25 protein-coding genes and 1 pseudogene are annotated in these 25787 nt (G+C 45.3%); 1 reads left to right on the plus strand and 25 read right to left on the minus strand.

The genetic code is table 11. The features are described 5' to 3' along the window. Positions 1-4 precede the first annotated feature (4 nt). The 21 genes and pseudogenes from yabN to metG all read right to left on the minus strand — a co-directional run bounded on the left by yabN (position 5) and on the right by metG (position 22624). Complete coding sequence (yabN, locus tag BTA31_RS08950; RefSeq protein ID WP_076790956.1) at positions 5-1474, minus strand: bifunctional methyltransferase/pyrophosphohydrolase YabN; 1470 nt, start codon at positions 1472-1474, stop codon at positions 5-7. Next, positions 1464-3056, minus strand: a complete 1593-nt coding sequence (locus BTA31_RS08955; RefSeq protein ID WP_076790958.1) for a putative polysaccharide biosynthesis protein — start codon at positions 3054-3056, stop codon at positions 1464-1466. The genes yabN and BTA31_RS08955 overlap by 11 nt, the downstream gene beginning before the upstream one ends. Positions 3057-3269: 213 nt before the next feature. Further along, a complete protein-coding gene (spoVT, locus tag BTA31_RS08960) occupies positions 3270-3806 on the minus strand; it encodes a stage V sporulation protein T (protein ID WP_043926220.1) in 537 nt (178 codons plus the stop codon). A 137-nt stretch (positions 3807-3943) separates the two neighbouring features. Continuing rightward, positions 3944-7477 carry a transcription-repair coupling factor gene (mfd, locus tag BTA31_RS08965; protein WP_076790961.1) on the minus strand — a complete coding sequence of 1178 codons (3534 nt, stop codon included), beginning with the start codon at positions 7475-7477 and terminating at the stop codon, positions 3944-3946. 64 nt (positions 7478-7541) lie between these two features. Beyond that, complete coding sequence (locus tag BTA31_RS08970) at positions 7542-7772, minus strand: anti-sigma-F factor Fin (protein ID WP_035337504.1); 231 nt, start codon at positions 7770-7772, stop codon at positions 7542-7544. A gap of 56 nt (positions 7773-7828) precedes the next feature. Continuing rightward, positions 7829-8395, minus strand: coding sequence for an aminoacyl-tRNA hydrolase (gene pth / locus BTA31_RS08975; RefSeq protein WP_076790965.1), 567 nt, complete (start codon positions 8393-8395; stop codon positions 7829-7831). A 116-nt stretch (positions 8396-8511) separates the two neighbouring features. Then, the gene (locus BTA31_RS08980) at positions 8512-9138 is read right to left on the minus strand and encodes a 50S ribosomal protein L25/general stress protein Ctc (protein ID WP_076790967.1); all 627 of its coding nucleotides are present in this window, start codon (positions 9136-9138) and stop codon (positions 8512-8514) included. Between the two features lie 80 nt (positions 9139-9218). Further along, complete coding sequence (locus BTA31_RS08985; RefSeq protein WP_043926224.1) at positions 9219-10169, minus strand: ribose-phosphate diphosphokinase; 951 nt, start codon at positions 10167-10169, stop codon at positions 9219-9221. Between the two features lie 20 nt (positions 10170-10189). After that, positions 10190-11560, minus strand: coding sequence for a bifunctional UDP-N-acetylglucosamine diphosphorylase/glucosamine-1-phosphate N-acetyltransferase GlmU (gene glmU, locus BTA31_RS08990; protein ID WP_076790970.1), 1371 nt, complete (start codon positions 11558-11560; stop codon positions 10190-10192). Positions 11561-11878: 318 nt separating this feature from the next. After that, a complete protein-coding gene (gene spoVG, locus BTA31_RS08995) occupies positions 11879-12172 on the minus strand; it encodes a septation regulator SpoVG (protein WP_003178198.1) in 294 nt (97 codons plus the stop codon). A 179-nt stretch (positions 12173-12351) separates the two neighbouring features. After that, positions 12352-12729: a 2-iminobutanoate/2-iminopropanoate deaminase gene (gene ridA / locus BTA31_RS09000; protein ID WP_003178196.1), complete on the minus strand. Its 378-nt coding sequence runs from the start codon at positions 12727-12729 to the stop codon at positions 12352-12354. Next, positions 12727-13580 (minus strand): annotated as a pseudogene (gene purR / locus BTA31_RS09005) (pur operon repressor); the annotation flags it as partial. The pseudogene purR and the gene ridA, both read right to left, overlap by 3 nt. A 56-nt stretch (positions 13581-13636) precedes the next feature. Then, entirely contained in the window at positions 13637-14506 is an 870-nt protein-coding gene (ispE, locus tag BTA31_RS09010; protein WP_043926228.1) for a 4-(cytidine 5'-diphospho)-2-C-methyl-D-erythritol kinase, read from the minus strand. A 368-nt stretch (positions 14507-14874) separates the two neighbouring features. After that, positions 14875-15060, minus strand: a complete 186-nt coding sequence (locus BTA31_RS09015) for a small, acid-soluble spore protein, alpha/beta type (protein ID WP_003178189.1) — start codon at positions 15058-15060, stop codon at positions 14875-14877. 156 nt (positions 15061-15216) lie between these two features. Continuing rightward, complete coding sequence (veg, locus tag BTA31_RS09020) at positions 15217-15477, minus strand: biofilm formation stimulator Veg (protein WP_003178187.1); 261 nt, start codon at positions 15475-15477, stop codon at positions 15217-15219. A 224-nt stretch (positions 15478-15701) separates the two neighbouring features. After that, on the minus strand, positions 15702-16583 hold the full coding sequence (gene yabG, locus BTA31_RS09025; RefSeq protein WP_076790973.1) for a sporulation peptidase YabG: 882 nt from the start codon (positions 16581-16583) through the stop codon (positions 15702-15704). A 158-nt stretch (positions 16584-16741) separates the two neighbouring features. Then, positions 16742-17620 carry a 16S rRNA (adenine(1518)-N(6)/adenine(1519)-N(6))-dimethyltransferase RsmA gene (gene rsmA / locus BTA31_RS09030; RefSeq protein ID WP_043926229.1) on the minus strand — a complete coding sequence of 293 codons (879 nt, stop codon included), beginning with the start codon at positions 17618-17620 and terminating at the stop codon, positions 16742-16744. Then, positions 17613-18173: a ribonuclease M5 gene (gene rnmV / locus BTA31_RS09035; protein WP_076790976.1), complete on the minus strand. Its 561-nt coding sequence runs from the start codon at positions 18171-18173 to the stop codon at positions 17613-17615. Before rnmV ends, rsmA begins: the two co-directional genes overlap by 8 nt. A gap of 168 nt (positions 18174-18341) precedes the next feature. Then, positions 18342-19538 carry a G5 and 3D domain-containing protein gene (locus BTA31_RS09040; protein ID WP_239693163.1) on the minus strand — a complete coding sequence of 399 codons (1197 nt, stop codon included), beginning with the start codon at positions 19536-19538 and terminating at the stop codon, positions 18342-18344. A gap of 245 nt (positions 19539-19783) precedes the next feature. Further along, complete coding sequence (locus BTA31_RS09045; protein ID WP_076790978.1) at positions 19784-20551, minus strand: TatD family hydrolase; 768 nt, start codon at positions 20549-20551, stop codon at positions 19784-19786. A gap of 84 nt (positions 20552-20635) precedes the next feature. Then, positions 20636-22624 carry a methionine--tRNA ligase gene (metG, locus tag BTA31_RS09050; RefSeq protein WP_076790980.1) on the minus strand — a complete coding sequence of 663 codons (1989 nt, stop codon included), beginning with the start codon at positions 22622-22624 and terminating at the stop codon, positions 20636-20638. Between the two features lie 507 nt (positions 22625-23131). On the opposite strand from metG, the gene BTA31_RS09055 reads away from it, so the two are divergent. Then, the gene (locus BTA31_RS09055; RefSeq protein WP_085959887.1) at positions 23132-23422 is read left to right on the plus strand and encodes an AbrB/MazE/SpoVT family DNA-binding domain-containing protein; all 291 of its coding nucleotides are present in this window, start codon (positions 23132-23134) and stop codon (positions 23420-23422) included. Positions 23423-23470: 48 nt separating this feature from the next. On the opposite strand, the gene rsmI is transcribed toward BTA31_RS09055, so the two are convergent. From rsmI to yabA, 4 genes are all read right to left on the minus strand, one after another. Beyond that, entirely contained in the window at positions 23471-24349 is an 879-nt protein-coding gene (gene rsmI / locus BTA31_RS09060) for a 16S rRNA (cytidine(1402)-2'-O)-methyltransferase (RefSeq protein WP_094777421.1), read from the minus strand. Further along, on the minus strand, positions 24324-24617 hold the full coding sequence (locus tag BTA31_RS09065; RefSeq protein ID WP_043928911.1) for a GIY-YIG nuclease family protein: 294 nt from the start codon (positions 24615-24617) through the stop codon (positions 24324-24326). The genes rsmI and BTA31_RS09065 overlap by 26 nt, the downstream gene beginning before the upstream one ends. Further along, the gene (locus BTA31_RS09070; RefSeq protein ID WP_020449796.1) at positions 24604-25347 is read right to left on the minus strand and encodes a tRNA1(Val) (adenine(37)-N6)-methyltransferase; all 744 of its coding nucleotides are present in this window, start codon (positions 25345-25347) and stop codon (positions 24604-24606) included. Before BTA31_RS09070 ends, BTA31_RS09065 begins: the two co-directional genes overlap by 14 nt. A 64-nt stretch (positions 25348-25411) precedes the next feature. Next, entirely contained in the window at positions 25412-25774 is a 363-nt protein-coding gene (yabA, locus tag BTA31_RS09075) for a DNA replication initiation control protein YabA (protein ID WP_043928913.1), read from the minus strand. Positions 25775-25787: the final 13 nt, after the last annotated feature.

Raw genomic sequence — 25787 nt, forward strand, 5'->3', positions numbered from 1 at the left:
CTTGTCAGCTCCTTTCAATGTCTTTCGCTTCATCCCACAATTCGTCCATTTCTTCAAGCGTCATACTTTCCAGATCCTTGCCCATACGCTTTGCAGATTGTTCAATATGCGTGAACCTTCTGTAAAACTTGGCATTTGTCATCGCAAGGGCTTCTTCCGGTTCGATTTTATAAAACCGGCCGATATTGACGAGCGCAAATAAAAGATCGCCGAACTCTTCTTTCATTTTTTTGCTGTTCTGTTCGGCTTCGGAAATTTCTGAAGAAAATTCTTTCATTTCCTCCTGGACCTTATCCCAAATATCCTCGACATTCGACCAGTCGAATCCGGTCTTTGCCGCCTTTTTCTGAAGCTTGTTCGCTTTTGACAAAGCAGGAAGCGGCTTTGGAATGTCATCGAGGAGGGATGGATCGTCCGCTTGTTTCTCCTGCTTCTTGATCTCTTCCCAGTTTACCATGACGTCGGCCTCATCACGAACCGAGACTTCTCCGAAGACATGCGGATGCCTTCTGATCATTTTTGCGGTGATGCCGCGAATGACATCATCAATTGAAAAAAGGCCGTCATCTTCACCGATCTGTGCATGCAGCAGAACTTGAAGCATCACATCGCCGAGCTCCTCTACAAGGTGGTCGGGATCTTCTTCATCAATCGCCTCGAGCACCTCATAGCATTCCTCGATTAAGTATTTTTTGAGCGATTCATGGGTTTGTTTCCGATCCCATGGGCAGCCGTCCGGCCCGCGCAGCTTCCTGATGACGCTGCGGAACATCGAAAATTCCTGGTACAGACCCTCTTCGTCTTTGACAGGCGGAACGTAGACGCTCGTTAAATTATTGATGCCCACACTTCTGTCCAATTCGTAAAGAGGAACTGTCCGAATGTCTTGCATGCTGCTACCGGCCGCTGTTACAATGACAATTTCATAGTCATCAGGAAGCTTTTCCATCAACGTCAGTTTGACTTCTGAAGCCGTCATTTGATCATATACTTGGCAAATAATCAAATGATGACGGAGCTCGATTTCGTCAGCGGAAAAGCGGACGGCATCGACAAACTGAAACCCGTCAATCGGATCGATCTGCAAAGCATTTAGCGTCGCATCAATAAAGCTGTGGCCTCCCTCGACGACGACGTCGGCCTGATGAGCGTCCCGCCTCTCAAGCAAAAGCTGGACCGTTTTTTCAGCGACGAACGGATGGCCTGGAACGGCATAGAGCACATCCCCCTGCTTCGCCTCTTCAAAAAGCCGCTCTACGATCTCCTCGTAAACATCTTCGAATTGATCATGCTTTTCATAAACCTCATCAAAGAAATGAATCTCCGCTATTTCTTTTTTCAGGTCTTCTATTAATGGATGGTCTTTCGTCCTGACATAAAGAACCTCCGCTTGTGTGAGCCGTTTATATACACCGAGGGTTAATTGATTCATATCGCCTGCCCCCAGGCCGACTACCGTGATTTTACCGGCCATGCCTTCCGCCCCTTTCTCGTTTTAATGCCAGGAGCTTGCTGCCAAAAGGTACAAGCTCAAGTTCTTTTTCTGAAAACACGCGTAATGTGAAGATACCGGACAAAAAGACAACGCCGCCGACGAAAACGGCGCTAAGACTTTCCGCCGCTGAAATCCATCTGCTTTTATGAGGTATGGCCGCTTCAAATGCAAAAAGCCACACCGGCAGAGCGGCCGACATGATCACAGCCGACAACAAAACACCCGCTATCCTGTATTCCGACAGCTTCATCCAGCCTTTTCTTTTCAGCTGAAAAAAATTGAGCCCAGCGACAGTGGCGAATGACATCATAGTCGCAAAAGCGGCCCCGGAAATGCCGAAACCGGGGATCAGGAGCTCGTTCAATACGGCTTTCACCAAAAAGCCGCCGCAGACGGAAACAGCCGGAAGACATGTATTGCCGAGTCCTTGCAAAACAGCGGTCATCGTGATCGCCAGCGATGCAAAGAGAATCGACACACTGAAAATTTGAAGTGCAGCCGTTCCATCGCTGTTCTTAAACAGCATCACATTCACCGGCTCCAAAATACATATCAGACCGGCGGCTGCCCCCGTGCCGATGACGAAGCTCATTTTTAGCGAATACCGGATCTTTTCCTCCAGCACTGCAGTTTCTCCCTTTTTCTTCGCTTTCGTAAGGGACGGGACAAGAGCCGTCGCAATGCTCGCAGCAAAAACGGTTCCCAGCTGCAAAAGCGGCTGTCCCCTGTCATACACCCCTTTTGTATGTTTCGCCTGAAGTTCGTCCATTCCTTGTCCGGCCAACAATGAATACAAGTTCAATGCGTCGACGAGCTGGATGAGAATCAGCATGAGGCCGGCGGTACAAATCGTAACCGAATACAGACACAGCTGTTTCAAAATATCACCCGTACCGGCCTCCATCCGGGCAGCAGTGGTTTTCTTTTCACGCTTGGCCCAAAACACGGCGAGAATGAAAAACGCCGCAAGGCCGCCGACAAGGGAGCCAAAGGCCGCCCCTGCACCGGCGTCATATAAGGAAAAGCCGCTTTTGACGAGCCACCATGTCAAAACAAGAATCGCCCCGACCCGGAGTGTCTGTTCTCCAATTTGGGAAAGTGCGGTCGGCAGCATCCGTTCGCTTCCTTGAAAATAGCCTCTCAACAAAGACACGAACGGTAGCAGCAAATAAGAAAACGACACGGTGCGGATCACCCCGGCAAGGTCGGGATCGCCCATAAACCTTGCGATGGCTCCAGCTCCGGCAAACAAGAGTAGAAAAAAGCCGAGGCCGACAGCCGATAAAAAGAGCATAGACACACGGAGAATCTTTGCCCGGTTTGCAGACCCGTAATCATTCAGCAACTTTGAAATGATGACCGGGAACCCGGAGGTGGCAAGCATCACAGATATTCCGATCATCGGATACACCTGCTGAAAAATATAAAAACCGACATCTCCAACTATATTTTGAAAAGGCACTCTATATACAGCGCTTAATATCTTTGATAATATCCCCGCCAATGATAGGACAAAGGCGCCTTGCCAAAGCCATTGTCTTTGGCCTTTTAAAAACCCCATTCCTTTAAGCTCCTTCCAATGCGCTTTCTGAAAAGCGCACGAAACGTGCTTATTATACCATATTCAGGACTCGTACCCCGCCTGCAACTGTGAATTAAAAAAGAACAGCCCAAAAGGTGCTGTTCCAACTGCTGATGCTGATTCAAGCTGAGAAAAACACTTTCGGCATTCCAGCTCGTTCGAGCAGGAATGTCAAAATAAAAGGAATAAGACCTATTGTTCCATTTGACGGGCTAAAAAGCCGGCGGCAGTTTCAACCGCTTTATGTTCCACTTCGCCGATTGACTGGTCTTTTGAAAAAATGACAACCGCTCCGATCGGATCGCCGTTTGCAACAATCGGGCCGACGGTATAAGAAGCAACCTCTTCATCAATACCATCAATAAACTGAATTGTCTTCGCGTCTCCGTCCAAAACAGAATTGCGCTGATCCATCGCCTTTTCGACCATGTCGCTGATCGATTTGTTTAAATAGTCTTTTTTAGACCCTCCGGATACCGCGATATACACATCCCGGTCGCAAATCAGCACGGAATGGCCCATGCTGTCATAAAGCGCATCTGCATACTCCTTTGCAAAGTCGCCGAGCTCGCTGATCGGAGAATATTTTTTTAAAATAACCTCCCCATCCCGGTCCACAAATATTTCCAAAGGGTCTCCTTCACGAATGCGCAAAGTTCTGCGGATTTCCTTCGGGATCACGACCCGGCCTAAATCATCAATTCGACGTACGATACCAGTTGCTTTCATCTCTGCTGCCTCTCTTTCATTTGATGATATATCTGGTGGATATAAACAGAGCTGTGTACTTATGTAACACTCTCCACTCTTGATTGGTTTTAGTATCCTTCACATCAAATGTAATATACGCGAGAAACAACAAATTTTTATGATGAAGCGATCGTTTGCTTTTTAACGTTTTGAAGGCCTTTCAATATATCGAGAAGCGTTTCCAGCCACTCCTCCGGTTTTCGGTTTTTCACTTGAATCGAAATTTTCAATTTCTTTCCTTCCATCCCGAGGCCGATCTGTCTGCCGTACTTGCTGCCGAGTTCAAACAGTTTTTGGCCGTCAATTTCGGCACTGGCTTTTTCGTCAATCGTCAGCTTGACGGCGTCTTTATCCTGTTTGATCAGCTCGACGCGTTCTTTGATGGCATATACCTTCGCCTCTGCGATGGCGAATAAATATTCGACTTCTTTCGGGTATTCGCCGAAGCGGTCAATCATCTCATCTTGAAGCTCGCTCTTTTCTTCAATGGTTGAAATCGCCCTGAACCGTTTATACATATCTATTTTTTGCTTGCCGTCTGTCACATAAGTCTGCGGAATATATGCGTCAAGCTCCAAATCGATTTCCGGCTCAAACTTTTCAGCTTGCGGTGTATCTCCCTTGCGCGCTTCTATTGCTTCCTTGAGCATTTGCGAATATAAATCGAAACCGACAGAATCGATGAACCCGTGCTGCTGCGCGCCTAAAAGATTTCCGGCGCCGCGGATCGTCAAATCGCGCATCGCGATTTTAAATCCTGACCCGAGTTCTGTAAATTCTTTAATCGCCTGAAGCCTTTTTTCGGCCACTTCCGTAAGGACTTTGTCCTTCCTGTACGTAAAGTAAGCGTAAGCTACACGGTTTGAGCGGCCAACTCGGCCCCTCAACTGATACAGCTGGGAAAGCCCCATCTTATCTGCGTCAAATACGATCAGGGTATTGACGTTTGGAATATCAACGCCCGTTTCAATAATCGTTGTGCTGACTAGCACATCCGATTCTCCCTCTAAGAAATTCAGCATAACCGATTCGAGTTCGTTTTCTGTCATCTTCCCATGGGCATACGTCACCTTGGCATCGGGCACAAGCATCGAGATTTCTTCTGCTTTTCTTTCAATATCCTCGACCCGGTTGTACAAGAAGTAAACCTGACCGCCTCTGGCCAGCTCGCGTTCTATCGCTTCCCTGACCAATGCCCCGTTGTATTCGACAACGTACGTCTGTACCGGGAAGCGGTTTTCCGGAGGCGTTTCAATGACTGACAAATCTCTGACACCGAGCATGGACATATGAAGGGTTCGAGGTATCGGAGTCGCCGTTAACGTCAAAACGTCGACATTTGCTTTAATGCGTTTAATTTTTTCCTTATGTGTGACACCGAACCTTTGTTCTTCATCGATGATAAGCAGTCCAAGATCTTTGTACACAACATCCTTGGACAACAGCCTGTGAGTGCCGATCACGATGTCAATCGTTCCGTTCTTCAAGCCCTTAATCGTTTCATTTGCTTCTTTTCTGGTCCGGAACCGGCTGAGCAAACCGATATTAATCGGGTAGTCCTGGAAGCGTTCCAATATCGTTTCATAGTGCTGCTGTGCGAGGATCGTAGTCGGCACAAGGATCGCGACCTGTTTTCCGTCTGCAATCGCTTTAAAGGCGGCGCGGATCGCCACTTCGGTTTTGCCGTAGCCCACATCGCCGCAAAGGAGCCGATCCATCGGTCTTTCTTTTTCCATGTCCCTTTTAATCTCATGGATCGATCTCAGCTGATCCTCTGTCTCCTGATAAGGAAATGCGGCTTCAAATTCACGCTGCATTTCATGGTCGGGAGAAAACGCGTAACCTTTGCTTGCTTCCCTTTCGGCATAGAGCTTGATCAAGTCATCGGCGATATCCTGGACAGAGCTTTCAACCTTTTTCTTAACCCGTTTCCATTCGCTTCCCCCGAGTTTATAAAGTTTCGGCTCTTTACCTTCGGAACCGACGTATTTTTGCACCTGATCAATTTGGTCAACCGGTACGTAAAGCTTGTCGCTTCCCTGGTAATGAATATTCAGGTAATCCTTATGAATGCCGTTGATCTCCAGCGTTTCAATCCCTAAATACTTTCCGATACCGTGGTTCACATGGACGACATAATCGCCGATCTGAAGCTCAGAGTAGCTTTTGATCCGTTCGGCATTGGTCAGTTTTTGTTTGCGCGCCTGCTTTTTGACACGCTTTTTAAACAGCTCTTCCTCGGTAATGACGGCCAGCTTGATCATCGGCAGCTCAAAACCGGATTGAAGACCGCCTTCCATAATGTAAATCTGGCCTTGGGCAAGCGCTGTATCCTGGTCGGCCTGGGCGGCTTCGATGTCATAATCGGACAATACAGATGCAAGCTTTTCGACGCGCTCTTTGCTGTCCCCTAGGAAAACCGTCGTATATTTCGATTTTTTAAACCGTTCGATCTCATTTTTGAGCACATTCATTTGTCCGTGAAAGCTTTGCATTTGCTTGCTTGAAACATTGACGATGTTTTGCGGACTGGTGTGCTGTACATGCCTTAAAAACAGCGAGTAATACAAAATCGGGCGGGACTGTTTTGAAATGAGGCTGTGAAAAGGAAATGACATCGATGTATCATGAAGGATTTTCCCTTCTTCCAGCAGGCTCGTAATCCACTCTGCCTCTTCCTTTTGCAGCTGGTCTTCCATTTCATGAATACGGCTGATTTCATCTAGTATCAGCAAAGTATTTTTCGGGAAATAATCTAGTAAACTAGCAGGCTTCTCATAGAAATAAGAAAGGTATTTGACCATTTCCTGGCCGATATGCCCTTCCTTGAGCCGCTCTTTATCTTCCGCGATATTTTGGTCGAGAATTTCCTTTTGTTTATCGAGCTTCAGCTTTTTAAGACTGTTGGCAAGGCCTTTATCGATTTGTTCAAGCGCCCTTTGCCGGTCTTCATCCCGCACGATCAGTTCCTTCGCAGGGCCGATCGTTACTTCATCGCGCGTTTCCAGTGAGCGCTGATCATCCGTATTGAAAATACGAATCGAATCAACTTCTGTATCAAACAATTCAATCCGGACAGGGTTGTCTTCAGTCAATGAATAGACATCGATAATACCCCCGCGAATGCTGAATTCGCCTGGAGCCGCCACCATATCCGTACGCTCATACCCCATTTGAACAAGCTTCTGGAGAAGCTGTTCCGGGTCAATGTCGCGCCCCGTCTCAATGTGAATCTGACTGTTTTGCCATGCTTCGACAGGGGGCAGCATTCTTCTGACGGCTGCTGCCGGTGCAATAACGATAGGCGTTTCACCGCTTGCAAGCCTATTTAGAACATCCAGCCTTTGCGAGCGCAGCTCGGGGCTTGCCACTGCAATTTCAGAAGAAATCAATTCGTTGACAGGATATAAAAGGACAGGCTGATCTTTTACCAGCCCTGTTAAGTCATCTGTAATTTTTTGAGCCTGATAAAGGTTATGCGTAATTAAAAATACCGGCCGTCTCGTTTCTTTTGTAAGAGCGGCTGTAAATAATGACCGGGCAGATCCGGAGAGCCCCGCAAGCAGCTGTTCCTTCAGCCCTTCGTTCAAGCCGTTGACGATGGATTTAAAATCATCGCTTTGTGTGATATAGGATTGAATATTGTTCAAATGAGCCCCTCCTCTCTTCCTCAAATAGAAAAATGCTTTGGTCTAGTCTCTACACCAAAGCTATTTATTGAATAAACGAATGATATTGGTGATAATCCGGGTTTCGCTCAAGCGCTTCTTGACAATCTTCACATATCGTCTTTACGTGTAAATCCCCATTATCCATATAAGAAATCATATCGTTTCTTTCATCGTTTGTTAAGTGGTTAAAGCCTAACTGTTCACTGTTTACATAAGAATGATCAAGACTTCCGACTTTAATGCCGCAATGCCGGCAATAATAATGTAAAGCCATAAAGGAACCTCCATACCGAGTCTTTTTAAAACTAGTATGTTCCGTTCCCTTTTGCCTTATACCTTTGCATTAAATTCATTCATGACTTCTAAAAAAGGTTTATCCAAAGAAGCTTCACAGGCCTTGGCCGATTGTCTGACGGCCTCTTGTATCGCCGGCTCTTCTTCATCTGTAAAAGCGCCAAGCACATAGTCGACGATTTTCATGCCGTTGACCGGACGGCCGATTCCGATTCTGATCCGGTTAAACTCCGTTGTTCCCAGATGCTGAATCATCGATTTGATGCCGTTATGGCCGCCTGCGCTTCCTTTCGTCCTCAGACGGATTCTTCCGGTCGGAAGATCCAAGTCATCGTAAATCACTTTCAAATTGTCAACAGGGATCTCGTAATAGTCCAAAAGCGGCCTCAAACATTCTCCCGATAAATTCATATATGTAAGCGGCTTAACAAGTAGAACCTTTTTGCCGGAAACAAATCCGATTCCGTATTGACCGTTGAACTTTGTTTTATCAAGCGGAATGTTCCACTCTTTTGAGAGCTCGTCGATCGTCATAAAACCTACATTGTGTCTCGTATTTTCATATGTTTTACCCGGATTTCCCAATCCTGCAAACACAAGCATTATTCTATGTCCTCCCTTAAGCAAAACCCTGCCTCAGCATACTGAGGGGGAGCATCCTAATTTCCCCTCATTCTAGCACAAAAGACGTAACCGCGGGAGGATTACGTCTTACGTATTTATTCTTCTTTTCCCTCTTCAGTGCCTTTTTCTGGTTCCTCAACGTCTTGAGCGGCTGATTCGGCTTCCGTTTCTTCCTGCTTTTGAGGAGGAAGAATGGATGCAACAACTTCATCAGGCTCATGATTGTACGAATAATCGCCTTTAGACGGAATATCGCCGACGGTTAGAACATCATTGACTTCGAGACTGGAAATATCGACCTCGATCGTTTGCGGAATGTTCTTCGGCTTTGCTGTGACAGACAGCTCGTAAAGCGGCTGCTGAAGAACACCGCCCTGTTTGATGCCCTCTGCTTCACCCGTAAGGTTTACAGGGACCGTCGCCTCCATTTCCGCTTCCATATCAACCACTTTAAAATCGGCATGGACGATTGAATCTTTTAATGGATCCGTCTGCAGCTCAGTCACCATAACTGAGTGCTGATCACCGTTTATATCCAAGTTGATAATCGTATTTTTGCCCTCAGCGCGCAAGATTTTTAAAAGCTCGATACTGTCTAACGCAACGGATTTGTTCTCCAGATTTCTTCCGTAAATGACACCCGGCACATACCCGGATTGCCGGATCTTTCTTAAAGAAGACCTTCTGGGATCCGTTCTTTCTTCCGCTTTTAAAATTGCCATATTCAGCACCATCCTATCGTTAGATTGGTCTTTCTAAAACCATACCCATAACGACAAAACTTTAAACCAGAATCAGCAAATTAATCGAAAAGGAAGCTGACAGATTGCTTCTCATGCACACGAATAATTGCTTCTGCCAGAAGCGGTGCGACAGAAAGCTGCTTGAACTTCGCAATTTTCTTTTCTTCAGGAAGCTCAATGCTGTTGGTCACAACGAGCTCTTTAATTTTGGAATTGTCGATTCTTTCGATCGCCGGACCGGAAAGAACCGGATGCGTACAGCATGCATACACTTCCTCTGCGCCGCTTTCAACGAGCGCATTGGCCGCAAGCGTAATCGTTCCTGCAGTATCGATAATATCATCAATTAAAATGGCTGTTTTTCCTTCAATATGTCCGATGATATTCATAACCTCGGCTACATTCGGCTTAGGTCGGCGTTTGTCGATAATCGCAATCGGCGCTTTCAAGCGGTCCGCCAATTTGCGGGCACGTGTCACACCGCCGTGGTCAGGGGACACGATCACGACGTCCTTGAAATTTTTCTCTTCAAAATAATTTCCTAAAATCGGAACACCCATCAAATGATCGATCGGTATATCAAAGAAACCTTGGATTTGCGGCGCGTGAAGATCAAGCGCAATCACGCGGGTAGCTCCGGCGGTTTCCAGCAGATTTGCCACGAGTTTGGCTGTGATCGGCTCACGGGAACGGGCTTTACGGTCCTGACGGGCATAGCCGTAATAAGGCATCACGATATTAATCGTTTTCGCCGACGCACGTTTCAGCGCATCCACCATGATCAAAAGCTCCATAATATGCTCGTTCACCGGCGCGCTGGTCGATTGGATGACATAGCAGTCGCAGCCGCGGATGCTTTCTTCAATGTTAATTTGGACCTCACCGTCGCTAAAGCGTTTAACAGAACTCTTTCCCAGCTCAACTCCGACGGCATCCGCGATTTCCTTCGCAAGACCCGGATTTGAGTTTAAAGAAAAAATCTTCAAATTGTCGTCTTCATATTTAGACATGGTAAACCTCCGATTTAGGATTATTTTTTGTGTATGTTCTCAACGTAGTCTTCTTTGTTGACTTGTCTTGCTCTGGCAATAGACAAAGCCCGGCCTGGTACATCGTCGGTAATCGTTGAACCCGCAGCTACGTATGCGCCTTCGCCGATTGTCACCGGAGCGACCAAATTGGAGTTGCAGCCGATAAATGCCCCATTTTCAATTTTCGTTTTGAACTTATGTTTCCCATCATAATTTACGGTAATCGACCCGCAGCCAAGATTGACATCCGTTCCGATTTCCGCGTCCCCTATGTAGCTTAAATGAGATGCTTTGCTGCGATCACCAAATTCCGATTTTTTCACTTCAACGAAATTCCCGATCCTTACCTCATTGCCGATCTTTGAGTCGGGTCTGATATGAGCAAACGGTCCGATCGTAACATCGTCACCGACTTCACTGTCCACGACAACGGACTGCTTAATGACCGTTCTGCTGCCGATCGTACTGTTTTCCAGTTCGCTGTTCTGTCCGATGACCGCGTCCTCACCGATGACAACCCGCCCTTTAATGACGGTACCGGGATAAATCACGGTATCTCTGCCGATCACGGCTTCCAGTGAAATGTATGTGTTGTCGGGATCGATTAAGCTTACGCCGTTTTGCATGTGGCGTTTATTGATCCGCTGCTTCATATAGATTTCCGCTTCTGAAAGGGCGACTCTGTCATTGACTCCGAGCGTTTCCTGGAAGTTGTCAGTCTGATAAGCGGCTACAGTTTCACCTTGATTTTTCAAGATCTCAATGACATCCGGAAGATAATATTCCCCTTGTACGTTGTCATTGGAAACCTGCTCGATCGTTTGAAAAAGAGCTTCGTTGTCAAAACAGTAGGTCCCTGTGTTGATTTCTTTGACAAGCCTTTCCTCGTCTGTTGCATCTTTATGTTCGACAATTTTTGCAACATCGCCGTTTTCATTGCGAATAATTCGTCCGTAGCCTGTCGGGTCCTCCGCTACAGCGGTTAAAATCGTCACCTTTGCTGCTTTTTTCTGATGCTCTGTAAGCATGGCTTCCATCGTTTCGGCAGTTAAAAGCGGGGTATCTCCGCAAATGACGATTGTTGTTCCTTTTTCGCTTCCAAGAATCGACTTGGCCTGCTTGACGGCATGGGCTGTGCCGAGCTGTTCAGCCTGGAGGGCATATTCGCTTTTTTCCCCGAGCTGTTTTTTGACATCTTCCGCACCATGTCCAACTATTGTGACAAGTTTTTCTAATGATAGCTTGCGAGCTTCATCGACAACATGCTCGACCATAGGTTTTCCGCAAACAGGATGAAGAACTTTATATAGCTTTGATTTCATTCTTGTTCCTTGACCAGCTGCTAACACAACTGCAAACCGCTTATCCATGTATTGGCCTCCATTATCCCTATTATCCATAGAAAAATATATCCTAAATATGAGTTGATTTCAAGCAAGCCAAAATGAGAAATCGGGAAATCAAGACAGCATATTTTGGATGTTCAGAGCATATTTAGGATTTGCTGGTCAAGGAAACAAAATTGATTCCTTCAGCATGCGCTTTACTCTTATCCGGATTCTCAAACCGTCATCTGCTTTACCTTCCTGTTACTGTTATACGCAACCGAAAACCATATATTGTCATTTTATTATGATAAGATCATTTTTTTTCAAAACAAAAAGGGCTTATCCATAAGCCCTTCTTTTTTAAGAAGCTCCAGCTTCTTCATATTCTATTTCCTCAACGTCACCCAAACGATGATATTCATTTAACACCGCGTCCTGAATTTTTCCGCGGGTGCTTGAGTTGATTGGATGAGCGATATCACGAAATTCTCCATCAGGTGTACGCTTACTTGGCATCGCAACGAAAAGACCATTGTTTCCATCAATTACACGAATGTCATGCACTACAAATTCGTGATCCAGCGTGATGGATGCAATCGCTCTCATGCGACCATCGGTATTCACGCGGCGTAATCTTACGTCGGTAACTTCCACAGTAGTTCACCACCTTTTCCCAATATAAAAACATTAGTGTAACTATTCAACGGTTTTTTTTGTTTTCCTGCATAATTAAAAATATTTTTGTAATATTGGGATAAAAAAACACTGAATTGACAAATTTTCCAAACAAAAAAGATGATTTTGAGACCAAAACCATCTTTTCAGAGTTTTTCCTATTTCACTAATGCGATGACTTCTATTTCAACGAGCGCGTCTTTCGGCAGCCTCGCCACCTCAACGCATGATCTCGCCGGTTTGTGGGTATCAAAGTACTGTCCGTAAACTTCATTTACCTCTGTGAATTGATTCATATCCGCCAAAAACACGGTTGCTTTGACGACAGTCTCCAGAGAGGCACCCGCTTCTTTCAGCACGGCTTTTAAATTGCGGAAAACCTGATGCGTCTGTTCTGTGATGTCTCCAGTCACCATTTCACCCGACGGGGTCAGCGGAATTTGCCCTGAACTGTAAAACATATTGTTGACAACAATTCCTTGTGAATAAGGTCCGATCGCCGCCGGTGCTTCTTTTGTCTGAACAACCTTTGTCATCTCAAACTCCCCATTTCCTATTCATTTTCTGCAAAAAAACGCTGAAAGTTTCCGTTTTGTATTTCCACCTTTTTTTCCTTCATATCAATTTCAGAAAGCGTCAAAAGGGACATATACTCATCGACCAGCCGCTCCTTGACTCCCTGAGCCTCCACAAGAACACCGATGCCCGCTACATGGGCATTGAATTCATCGAGAAGATTGATCATGCCGTTGATCGTTCCTCCCGCTTTCATAAAGTCGTCTATGATCAAAACGCGCGAGCCCGTCCGCAAGCTGCGTTTTGCAAGAGACATCGTCTGAATGCGGTTGGATGATCCGGACACATAGTTAATGCTGACCGTTGACCCTTCGGTTACCTTATTGTCTTTTCTGACAACCACTGTCGGCACATCAAGGTAGCTGGCTACCGCATATGCCAAAGGAATGCCTTTTGTCGCCACCGTCATCACGACATCGATCTCCCTGTCTGAAAAAGCGGAAGCAAAAATCTTGCCGGCCGTCGTTAATACAGAGGGCTTTCCAAGGATATCGGTTAAATACAAATATCCGCCGGGCAATATCCGTTCCGAATCGATCAATGACTCACCGAGCGACTTTACAAATTCCTCCGCTTCATCGCGTTTTACCTTTGGAATGTATTTGACGCCGCCTGCTGCTCCCGGCACGGTCTGAAGCGTCCCGATTCCTTGCTGCTCGAAGGTCTGCTTAATGATGGTTAAATCTTCACTAATGGATGATTTAGCAGATTGATACCGTTCTGAAAAGAAGGTTAATGGCACTAAGACATGCGGATGGGTCAACAAATAATTTGTCAGATCCACCAATCTGCCGCTTCGACGAAACTTCATGCACTTACCTCCAAAATCCGAATATTTTTAAAAACAATATAACTTAACATACGGATTTAATCAAGTTCATTTTGTTCTCCGATCATCCGCACCGCATAAACCTGATCGCAAAACCCTCTTAATCCGTTATAGATTCTTTGCACTTTTGATTCGTATTGAACCAGTCCGAACACAGTGGGACCACTCCCGCTCATCAGCACAGCATCGGCGCCGAACCGCTTCATTTGATTTTTGATCATCGCGACTTCAGGATGCATATTCAATGTAACAGACTCGAGAACATTGCCGAGCTTGTCACACATTTTTTGAAAATCCTTCTCTTCGATCGCGGTAATCATACCTTGAACATCCGGATGTTCAATCTCGTCGACTTTCAGCTGCTTGTACACTTCTGCAGTTGATACGCCGATCGTCGGCTTTGCCAGCACAACCCAGCAGTGCGGCGGAGTCTCAATATGACGGATTTTCTCTCCCCTTCCCGTTGCAAGAGCCGTTCCTCCATGTACGCAAAAGGAGACATCAGATCCGATCTCAGCGCCAAGCTCAGCCAGTTCATTCATCGAAAGCTTCAAATCCCACAGACGGTTCAGCCCTCTGAAGACGGCAGCCGCATCGCTGCTTCCGCCGGCAAGCCCCGCCGCAACCGGAATCACTTTCGTAATAAAAATCGAAACACCTTTTTTAATGCCGTATCGTTCTTTCATGAGCATTGCAGCCTGATAAGCAAGGTTTCGCTGATCGTCGGGAACAAAGCGGTTATGCGAAGAAACCGTTACTTTATCTTCTGCCAGCTCGGTTAATTCAATCCGGTCCGCCAAATCAATTGTCGTCATGACCATCTCTACTTCATGATACCCATCTGGACGTTTGCGGCGAACGTCGAGCGACAAATTAATTTTAGCCGGCGCCTTCTCTAAAATACGCAATCCATTCACCTACTTCTCCATCTAAACATAAGTATCCACATTGTAACATATTTTGAAGTACAGGACGTACAAATGCATGCGTTGCGGCAGGACGCCGCGACCTTAGCATGCGGTCCTTTTTCCTCCAAGTACAAATGCATGCGCCCGCGCAGGACGCCGCAATCTTAGCATGCGGTCCTTTTTCCTCACAAGTACAAATGCATGCGCCCGCGCAGGACGCCGCGACCTTAGCATGCGGCCATTCCTGCAGATCGCGACAATGCCGCCCCCTTGTCATGAATCCTCAGGTCGCGTGCAGCGCGCTGAGCAGTTGAAAATGGATCAATGAAAAAAACGGAGGACTGAAGCGCCCTCCGCATGTCACTGTTTTAATGATTTTGCTGATTTTGAGCCATATGCTGTTCGGCTAATTCGATGGCCCTCTTCACCATGTTACCGGCGTCTCTGGCCCGAATTCCGCCCCAGCCCTCGGTTTTTACCGTATCGTAAAATCCAAGATCTTTAGCCAATTCATTTTTGAATTCCTCTGACATGATGCTTCGACGTCTGCCCATGCGAAACAGCCCCTTTCAAGTATCATACCATCCGTCTGACTCATCATAAAACAAGTGACATGTATTAGCTTTGCTCGATTTGTGCAGAACTTCCCCGAAAAATTTTGGATAAAAAAAGGCAAAACAAAAAGCAGCAAACATAAAGTCCGCTGCTTATTAAAGGGCTACTGAGCTGGTTTTATCATCAGAAAATCTCAATTCAACCGTCTCAGTAAGAATATCCGCATAACTGTATGAAACTCTTTCAAACGAATTCTCGTCTTGGTCTAGTTGTATCACAAAAACAGAAGGGTACGTCTCAGCTAAAATGCCCGAACGCTCAATCGTTTTTCGGCGGCCACCGTTTGCTTTTAACGTCAGCCTTTTTCCCAAATGTCCATCAAGCGATCTTTTAATATCGGACAACGTTTTCGCCATTGCATCCACCTCACTATATTCAGTATACACCAGAAGCCCATTTTTGTCAAATAAAATTTAAATTATATCAACGTTCATGAGCCTCTGTCAATAAAATAATTGTGACAAATTATACGCCGACTTTCCCTTATTTTCCTCATTTTTCGTTTCATTATGTATGTTTTTTTAAAAAAAGGTAAAAACATTCGGCTGTATGGCAAAAACCCGCCATCCGGCGGGCTCGTTTAATCGTTTGCTTTCGTTTTATACGGCATTCCGATACGCAATACGCCTCGCGTCTCAATACCTCCGAGTCCCTTCTCCCTCGTCAAGGTATTTCTGAGCACTTCCCAGACGTTAATGCGGTCCATAAACGGAGTGAAGCTGATTTTTGCGACTATATAGACCGGGTCAAGCGCATGGATGTTGACTCTTGACGGAGAGCTTGCAAAATTTGCACCGGCTTTGATCAGTGACTCAAAATGGGACTGGCATGCGCCGGCAAAAATGACGAGCTGATCAAGATGGGGAATTTTTTTCCTCGCTTTTTGAACGGTTTCGATAAAATCTTTTGAATGCCTGTAGGCATCCAGATCGTTAATATCGCCCTTCTGCTTAGAATAGGCATCATGTCCGGTGATGACGAGAAGATCCGGGCGGTACTCATCGATCAGTTCCTCGATGACTGATGACATTTTCTTTTCATAACAATGAATGCCGTATACAGGAACCCCGATCTTTTCATAGAGCGCCAGACATTTTTTCAAATAAGCCGAATCCCCGTCTAAATGAAGGACTCTTCCGGGCATATGAAAGTACTGCTGTTGATTGTTATATTGGTTTGTGGCGCGGTACTCATGTTTATCGTGAAGGAGTTTGTAATCCTGGCGGAGAAGGTCAAGGGATTCCTTCATTCTCGTTTCTTCTTCCCGCTTTCTCATCTGCCGCTCAGCCTCGCGGACAATCTCCAGGTCCGCCAAATGTGCGTCAGCGATTAATCTGACCTCATCTCCGTGCAAAACGGCTACAGGTTCTCCATTTGCCGATTGATCAATTCGTGTAATTCGAAATAAGATATCTCTTCGATAAGATTTTCTGACGACCATATCGCCTATTTTAAATTGCATGCTTTTCACTCCACACATAGACTAGCCCCATCCTGATGAACATCAAACCATGAAAAGTAAAGGTGCTTCTTTAGCCTATGTGCCCGCCCTTCAAGTGGTGAACGGATGACAAGCCTGATCAGGCTTAAAGCCCGGGTTAAATAAAAAAAGCCCTCCATTTAAAGAAGGACTTCTCTCAAGCGGTCAGATAAGACGGCGAACTCTTCAATGCTAAGCGATTCTCCGCGTCGTTTTCCATCGATTTGTGAATCCTGAAGCGCTCTTTCAATTTTTGATTTATTCTCTTTGCCATTCGGCAGGTTGTTGACGAGGTTGTTGAAAAGCGTTTTTCGCCGCTGTGCGAAGCTTGCTTTTACGACCTGAAAGAAAAAGGCATCATCTTGAACCGCAACAGCCGGCTCTTTCCTCAGCGTCAGCCTGATGACCGCGGAATCCACGTTAGGCTGAGGGACGAATACGGTCTTTGGCACATTCATGACCGTTTTGGCTTCCGTATAAAACTGAACCGCGATGGAAAGGGACCCGTATTCCTTTGTAGAAGGTTTTGCAGCCATTCGGTCCGCCACCTCTTTTTGAAGCATGACGACGATCCCTTTCAGCGGCAGATTTTCTTCTAAAAGCTTCATGATGATCGGAGTCGTGACGTAATACGGGAGGTTGGCGACAACCATCACCTCATCGCAGTCTTGAAACTGTTCGTCCATTACCGCTCGAACATCGGCTTTCAGGACATCCTGGTGAATGACAGTCACATTATCATACGGAGAAAGCGTATCTTTTAAAATCGGCAGGAGCCTTTGGTCGATTTCGAAGGCCGTCACTTTCTTCGCACGTTTTGCCAGCTGCTCGGTCAATGCCCCGATCCCCGGACCGATTTCAATCACGCCTGTACGCTCCGTCACCCCGGCATGGTCGACAATTCTGTCCAATATGTTCGTGTCAATCAAGAAGTTCTGCCCCAGGCTTTTTTTGAATGAAAATCCGTATTTGTTGAGAATTTCCTTCGTCCTAATTGGGGTGGCGATATCTTTATTCATGTTCTTCCTCCCGCAGCACAGCATCCAGTGCACTTAAATAATCACTCTTATTAATCTGAAACATTTGCAGCCGCTTTTGAAGCTGTTTCCCATTTGTATAGCCGATATTCAATATCTCGCCGAGCCGCTCCCTCCTTCGTTTTGCCAGAGGGCCTCCGATCAGGCCGGCTTCGATTAAATCCTGGGCCTCAATCTCAGGTTCCGTCGCTTCCATTTCCTCCTGAACGGTCTTTAAGCATTCGCGGATCGCCTCAAGCGAAGCGTGTTCGACACCGATTCCGCGCTTATTTTTAGGCTTTGCCAAATGCTTGGGCAAAAATGCATGCTTGCAGCCGGGGACTTTTTCTGCAATCGTTTTTCTGATTTTTTCCCCCGGGAAATCGGGATCGGTGAAAATAATAACCCCGCGCGTTTCCTGGGCAAACCGAATCCGTTTGATGACGTCTTCCCCTATGGCAGATCCGTTCGTTTCAATCGTATCTGCATCAACAGCCGATTTGATTTTTGCTGTGTCATCACGGCCTTCGACAACAATGATTTCTTTAATCTTCATTTCTTCCTCCGTATGTTGAAAAACCTTTTATTACATTTTTAAAAAGATTGAAACCTTTTTGTAATAAAACCGTCTAATTTATTAGAAAACAAGATGGATCTATTATAACCAAAAAAACAGAGGGCGCAAAATCCCTCTGCTTATATTAAGAAGCATAATAAATGATATTTAGTTCAATACCTTGATTTTAACTCTTTTGTTTCCCCAGCGGTAAGCTGTAGACTTATTCGGAAAGAATACATCGATTTTACGGCCTTTGATGGCTGATCCTGTATCCGCTGCAACCGCATAGCCATATCCTTCTACATGTACTTTGGAACCCAGCGGAATGACGCTCGGATCGACAGCGATCACCTTAGCGCCCGGATTATTTTTTAAATTAACGCCGGTCGCAGTGTGGCCTGAGCATCCGTTGCAGCTTGCCGTATAAGCTGTAGAGGATACATAAAATTCTTTTCCTGAGGATTGATTCCCGCGCGATACATTCGCGCTGACTTTAGCCACTGCGGCTTGCTTTGTACCGACAGCGATGATTTTGGCTTTGCTTTCGGCTGCTGTTTCCTCTTTAATCAGTTCTCTGGACACTTCCTTGCCGTTTTTCATAACAATGGCATAGTGCTTTTTAAGCTTGCCATGTTTACCGTCCTGTACAACTTTTTCTTTTCCCTTTTCAAGTGAATCGTCCTCTTTTTTCCGGACTTCAAAAGGGATGTTCTCTTCCACTACATCGGTGACTTTTTTGATACGAGTAATGTGAATCGCCTGATCTTTTGTCAGCTTTTTATCAAGCGCAGGCTTAACTTCATCATCGCCTTTTATGCTGATCTTATGATGTTTTAAAAAGTCAGCGACCGTAGTCGAAGTCGTCCATATGTCTTTATCTTTACCGGCATCCTTTACGGTTACTTTAAAAGCCCTTTGCAAAGTCAGCTTCATGTCTTTCGTTATTTCTTTATCAACTGAGGGGTCAATTTGATCGTGTTCCGCCAACTCTAAATTTAAATCTTTCAGAAGTTTGCCGACTGTACCCGCTGTTGTCCAGATTTCTTTTTCCTGTCCGTCGACCGTGAAATGAACAGGTTTTGCGGCAATATACTCAACATTCATGTTTGCCGTTAATTTTGTATCTTCAGCGGGAGAGATGTGATCTTCTTTCCTCGTCTCGATGTCTAAGCTTTTCAGCAGCTCACCTACGGTTTCAGCATTCGTGCGAACATCCTGCTTTTTCCCGTTTATCGAAATGGTGACTTGCTGTTTAGCGAGCTCATGTGCTCCGTAAGCAGTTCCGCTTCCTGCGACAAGCAGTCCAGCAGCAATCAGTATCCATCTGCTTTTGCTAAGCTTTACGGAAAACAGCTTTTTCATTTTTTGTATGATGAAAAACGCCTCCTTCTCCTCGGGGAGATTATATAGAGTATCTACAAGCCTGTCAACCCTCCTCTCTATTTTCTCCGCAAGCCCGCCATCTCTTTTATTATGGGAAAACCACCTCTTAAAAGAAAGAAAGACTTGTCGACAAAGATATCCTATGAGTGTAAACAGACATGTAGAACTTTTTAGAACCGTCCCCCGAAGAGACAAGCTTGAACAAGGCTCGATATCAAATCGTGTCAGCTGATGCCGAAAAGTTTTTTTGCATTTTCTGTGGTGATGGCCGCAATTTCTTCATAAGTCATCCCTTTTAATTCAGCAATCTGTTCGGCGACAAGCTTGACATAGCTAGGTTCATTCCGCTTCCCTCTGTATGGATGAGGCGTTAAATACGGGCAGTCCGTCTCAATTAAAAGTCGGGCATTTGGTATTTGTTTGACCACTTCCTTAGGCTTTTTGGCGTTTTTAAATGTGACGGGTCCGCCGAAAGATAGGTAGAAATTCATATTGATACACTCTTGTGCAATTTCGGCGCTTCCAGTATAACAGTGCATGATCCCGCCGACTTCTTCGGCCCCTTCTTCCCGCAAAATAGAAACGACATCCTCTGTTGCATCACGGTTGTGAATCACGATTGGCAAGCCGACTTCTTTTGCCAAAGCGATCTGTTTTCTGAACACCTCTTTTTGAACGTCCTTCGGCGACTTATCCCAATGATAATCAAGTCCCATTTCTCCGATCGCCACTACTTTCTCATGGGCGGACAGGTCTTTGATCCAAGCCAAATCTTCATCGGTCATATCAATTGCATCAACCGGATGCCACCCGAGGGCAGCATAGATAAAATCGTATTCTTCAATCAATTCCATCGCACGCTTGATCGTCGGACGATCGAATCCTACAACAACAATATGTTCCACTTTTTCTTCCTTTGCCCGAGCAATGACTTCTTCCAAGTCCTCATTAAATTGCTCAGCATTTAAATGTGCATGTGTATCAAATAACATCAGAATGCCACCTTTTTTAGAAATTGTCGAAAAAACAAAAGGTGTTCGACGAAATGTTACACGTGGAACACCCTTTGCCTACATTTATTTGATTCGCGTTCCGTTTGCTAATGAACTGTCTACCGCTGCAAGCGACAGAACGCCATTGTCTTCTCCAGCCAATATCATGCCTTGAGAAAGTTCTCCTCTTAGTTTGACCGGCTTTAAGTTTGTTACACAAATGACTTTCCGGCCGACAAGCTCTTCAGGTTTGTAATGCTTGGCAATTCCTGAAACGACTTGGCGTTTTTCAAAGCCCAAATCAAGCTGGAGCTTTAGCAGACGGTCAGCTTTTTTGACGGGTTCGACATGGATGACTTCAGCGACTCTCAACTCTGTGCTCATAAAATCGTCTATCGTGATTTCCGGAAGCCGTTCAGGTGCTTTTTCCTCTTGCTTCGGTTCTTCTTTTGGAGCCGTTCCCTGCATTTTTGATTTGATATAAGCGACTTCGTCTTCCGCCTCAAGACGCGGGAACAATGGTTCTCCTTTTTGAACTTTTACAGATTTCAGCTGGCCGAAGCTTTTGATGCTGTCCCAAGTTTTCAATGATGCATCCGTGATGCCGAGCTGCGCAAAAATCTTTTCAGGCGTCTGCGTTAAGAACGGCTGCAGCAATACAGCAGTGATGCGCAATGACTCCGCCAAATGGTACATGACCGATTGAAGCTCTTTTTCTTTTTCCTTATCTTTTGCCAGTACCCAAGGGGCTGTCTCATCGATGTATTTATTCGTTCTGCTGACAAACTGCCACAATGATGAAAGCGCAACAGAAAACTCCATATTTTCAATCGCCTGTTCGTACGCTTCAATTGTCTTTTGCGAGAATGATGACAACGGTTCGTCAAAAGCGGTAACCGGGCCTTCATACGACTGAATCCGGCCGTCAAAGTATTTGTTGACCATGGCGACCGTTCTGTTCAACAGGTTGCCTAAATCATTCGCTAAATCATAATTAACCCGCTCGACAAATCCTTCCGGTGTGAATACGCCGTCAGAACCGAACGGCACTTCACGAAGAAGATAATAACGCAATGCATCAAGGCCGTATCTGTCGATTAATGTGACTGGATCAACCACATTTCCTTTTGATTTAGACATTTTTCCATCTTTCATCAGCAGCCATCCGTGGGCAAACACCTTTTTCGGCAGCGGAAGGTCCAATGCCATCAGCATAATCGGCCAGTAGATGGTATGGAAGCGGACGATCTCTTTACCGACAAGATGTACGTCTGCCGGCCAATATTTTTGATAATTTTCATCGTTTGCCGTATTAAAGCCAAGAGCCGTAATGTAATTAAACAGCGCATCGATCCAAACATAGATGACATGCTTTGGATTGCCGGGCACTTTTATCCCCCAGTCGAACGTCGTCCGGGAAACAGCCAAATCTTCAAGACCCGGTTTGATAAAGTTGTTGATCATTTCATTTTTGCGGGACTCAGGCTGAATGAATTCAGGATTTTCTTCATAGAAAGCGAGCAGCCTGTCCGCGTATTTTCCCATGCGGAAGAAGTAAGATTCCTCTTTGATTAACTCAACGGGATGGCCGCTGTCAGGACTTTTTCCTCCGATCACTTCGCCTTTCTCGTTTCGCTCAACATCAACGAGCTGGGTTTCGGTGTAAAACGTTTCGTCAGGGATGCTGTACCAGCCCTCATATTCGTCAAGATATATATCACCATTGTCAAGCAGCTTCTGAAAAACCTTTTCGATCACGTTTTTATGACGTTCCTCTGTCGTCCGAATGAAGTCGTCATTGGATATGTCGAGCTTTTTCCAAAGCTGCTGAATGTCTTCTGCCGCACGATCGACCAATTCCTGCGGAGTGATATTTTCCTTCTCCGCCGTTTGCTGGATTTTTTGTCCGTGCTCATCTGTACCTGTTAAGTATCTGACATCAAAGCCTCTCAGTCTTTTATACCGAGCCATCGCATCACCGGCAACGGTCGTGTAGGCATGTCCAATATGTAGCTTTCCACTTGGGTAATAAATGGGTGTAGTGATGTAAAACGTATTTTTTTCTTGCGGCATGATGGAACCTCCCAATTAAAATGTCAAAAAACTCCCGCCCAAAGGACGAGAGCGGCATGTGTATTCATTCAGTATATACTCAATATATAATCCCTCTTTATATGATACCATCTTAGCCTTCAAGTTCAAGAAAATATACATTGTCGATCCATCATGAATACGGTCGATTACAAATTTTATAACAGAAAGAAATATTATACTTCGACAAAAAAATGCTTTCATTGTCGAATAATGTCGTATATAATCGATATGAGGAAAAACCTTAGTTCGAAAGTCTTGATTTAAGGGCTTTTTTTTGATTGATCATACTGTTTTATCATCTTCATTTCCCTTGTTACATCAGTTCTTCCAAGGTCTTTTGACTATATGATCTAATTTTTACAAACAATAGAAAAGAAAATGATTGACGTTTATTGGAAACCTTGTTATGCTAGGACTGTAAGGATTTTGTCGAATAATGACGAAGATAATAAACACCTATAAAAATAACAATCTTTCGGGAGGAGAATGAATATGAAATCTACAGGTATTGTACGTAAAGTTGATGAGCTAGGACGCGTGGTGATTCCGATCGAACTTCGCCGTACGCTTGGAATCGCGGAAAAAGACGCTCTTGAAATCTATGTAGATGACGAAAAAATCATCTTGAAAAAATATAAACCAAACATGACTTGCCAAGTTACAGGTGAAGTTTCTGATGACAACCTTAAACTTGCAGGCGGTAAATTGGTTCTTAGCCCTGAAGGCGCTGAGCAAATCATTAACGAAATTCAAGCACAACTTCAATCTCAAAAATAATTATTTTGATTATACAAAAACCGCTCTTGCCGAAGCAAGGGCGGTTTTTTAGTTTTGAATATGATAAGCGTCATAAATTTTCCGTTTCGGAACGCCGCGGTCAACCGCGGTTTTTTTAATGGCTTCTTTTGAATGATATCCTTCGCTGATATAATGCTCGACATGTTCTTTTTCTGAAAGGAGCTCCCACCAGATCGTCTCTTCAATCGTTTCTTCACAGTTGCTTCCCTCGATCACAAGGCAAAACTCTCCGCGCACCTGTTCCTGTTCAGCCCATGTGAGCGCTTCTTCGATCGAACCTCTGATAAATTCTTCGAATTTTTTCGTGAGTTCTCTTGTCAATGCGATTTGCCGGTTGCCGAATACCTCTCTAATGGCTGACAAAGTTTCTTTCAGCCGATGCGGTGACTCGTAAAAAATCATCGTTTCCTGTCTGTTCTTCAAAGCCTCGAGCTGTTTTTTCCTTTCCCGTTTGTTGCGGTTCAAAAAACCGAAAAAGAAAAACGGCTGCGGTGCAATGCCTGAAGCAATCAGTGCGGTCAAAGCGGCATTTGCACCGGGCAAAGGCACAACATAGCCGCCCATTTCGATAAAATCGCGGACGATTTCAGCCCCGGGATCAGATATCGTCGGCATTCCGGCATCACTGACCAACGCGACGTTTTTTCCTTCTTTCAGCGATTCCAAAATTTTGTGCCCACTGCTTTCTTTATTGTGTTCATGGTAGCTGACAAGCTGTGTCTCGATTTCATATACATGGCACAATTTCTTCGTCTGCCTCGTATCCTCCGCAGCGATAATGTCCGCCTCTTTTAACACAGAAACCGCTCGAAATGTCATATCCTCTAAATTGCCGATGGGTGTCGGAACGAGATATAACAAGCCCATGTCTGATTTTTGGTCAAAGCTCTTTTGCCGGTTGATAATCAACACCCTCCCGTCTTTTTTCTTCTATATAACGTTCTTTGTTTTTTCTCGATAATTTTTTGAAATAGTACTCGGCCTGCATCGCTTCTCGTTTCGTTGAAAAGGACTCTGCATAATGGAGCTTAACCGGCAGCCTTGCCCTCGTATACTTGGCGCCTTTCCCGTCATTATGGGTTTTCAGGCGCTTCTCGATATTGTTTGTATAGCCGGCGTACAAGCTGCCGTCCCGGCACGCAAGCACGTAAAAGTAATGGCTACTCGTCTCCATATAAAATCTTCCTTATTTCAGGTGTATATTGATCTTGTTCATCATACACGAATAAAGGAGGCAGAATTTTCAAGTCAGGCCGGCCGTCTTTTATTCCTTCCACTAAAATGGTGTTGGCTTCTTTGCTTTTTTTCGGGTAAACAAATTGGACCCGCTTCGGCTCGATTTGGAAGGCCTTCATCAATTCAAAGATTTCGAGCAGTCTCCCCGGCCGGTGAACGAGAGCGAGTTTGCCGCCCTGCTTTAATAGCTTGCTGCTGACGCGAACGACGTCTTCAAGCGTACAGTAAATTTCATGTCTGGCAATGGCCAAATGTTCATTTAAGTTTTGCTCCGTTTTTTGCGGCGTCTTGAAATAAGGCGGGTTGCATGTGACGACATCAGCCTTATTGTATCCGAGCACCTGCGGCATATTGTTCAAGTCGTCCCTGATGAGATGAATCTGTTTTTGCAGGTTGTTGTATTCCACGCTGCGGAGGGCCATGTCATACAACCTTTCCTGAATTTCCACCCCGGTGATGGCGGCTTTTGTGCGGGTGCTGAGAAGCAGCGGAACAATCCCGTTCCCTGTGCACAGATCAATGATGTTTCCTTTTTGTATCGGAACGTAAGCAAATTTCGACAGCAGAACAGCATCTAAGGAAAATGCAAAAACTGTCGGGCTTTGCACGATTTTCATATCTTCTGCCAGTAAATAATCCAGTCGTTCATCATCTTTTAATTGAATCATGTCTTTTCCCTTTCCTAAACACATTGTACCGTTAAAAAGGCTTCCGTTCCGCCGGAAGCCTTTCTTATTTTTTATTTAAAAACGAGAGGCAGAACAGACAGTCTCCTTCTTTGCGAACACTTCCGTAATGGACATTGCAAATATGGAAGCCCTCCTGATACAGGCGGGCCAAATTATCATGGCCCTCTCCAATATCAGCATGCCCTGTCTTTTCTGCTTTTATCTCTTTTTCATCGGATTTTGCGCTTTTTAGCCTTTGATCCGTCTCTTCCAGCCTCTTGCGCAAATGCTCGTTTTCAAGCTGTAAATGATTGTTTTCTTCAATCATTTCCCCGATATGCTGCTTGAGATCTCCAAGCTGGCGGTAAAGGGACCCGATTTGTTCTTCTAAATTTATCACTGTATCAAACAATTCTTTTTTATCCAAGGTTTCACACCTC

The sequence above is a fragment of the Bacillus haynesii genome (assembly GCF_001969855.1).
Lineage (GTDB): Bacteria > Bacillota > Bacilli > Bacillales > Bacillaceae > Bacillus > Bacillus haynesii.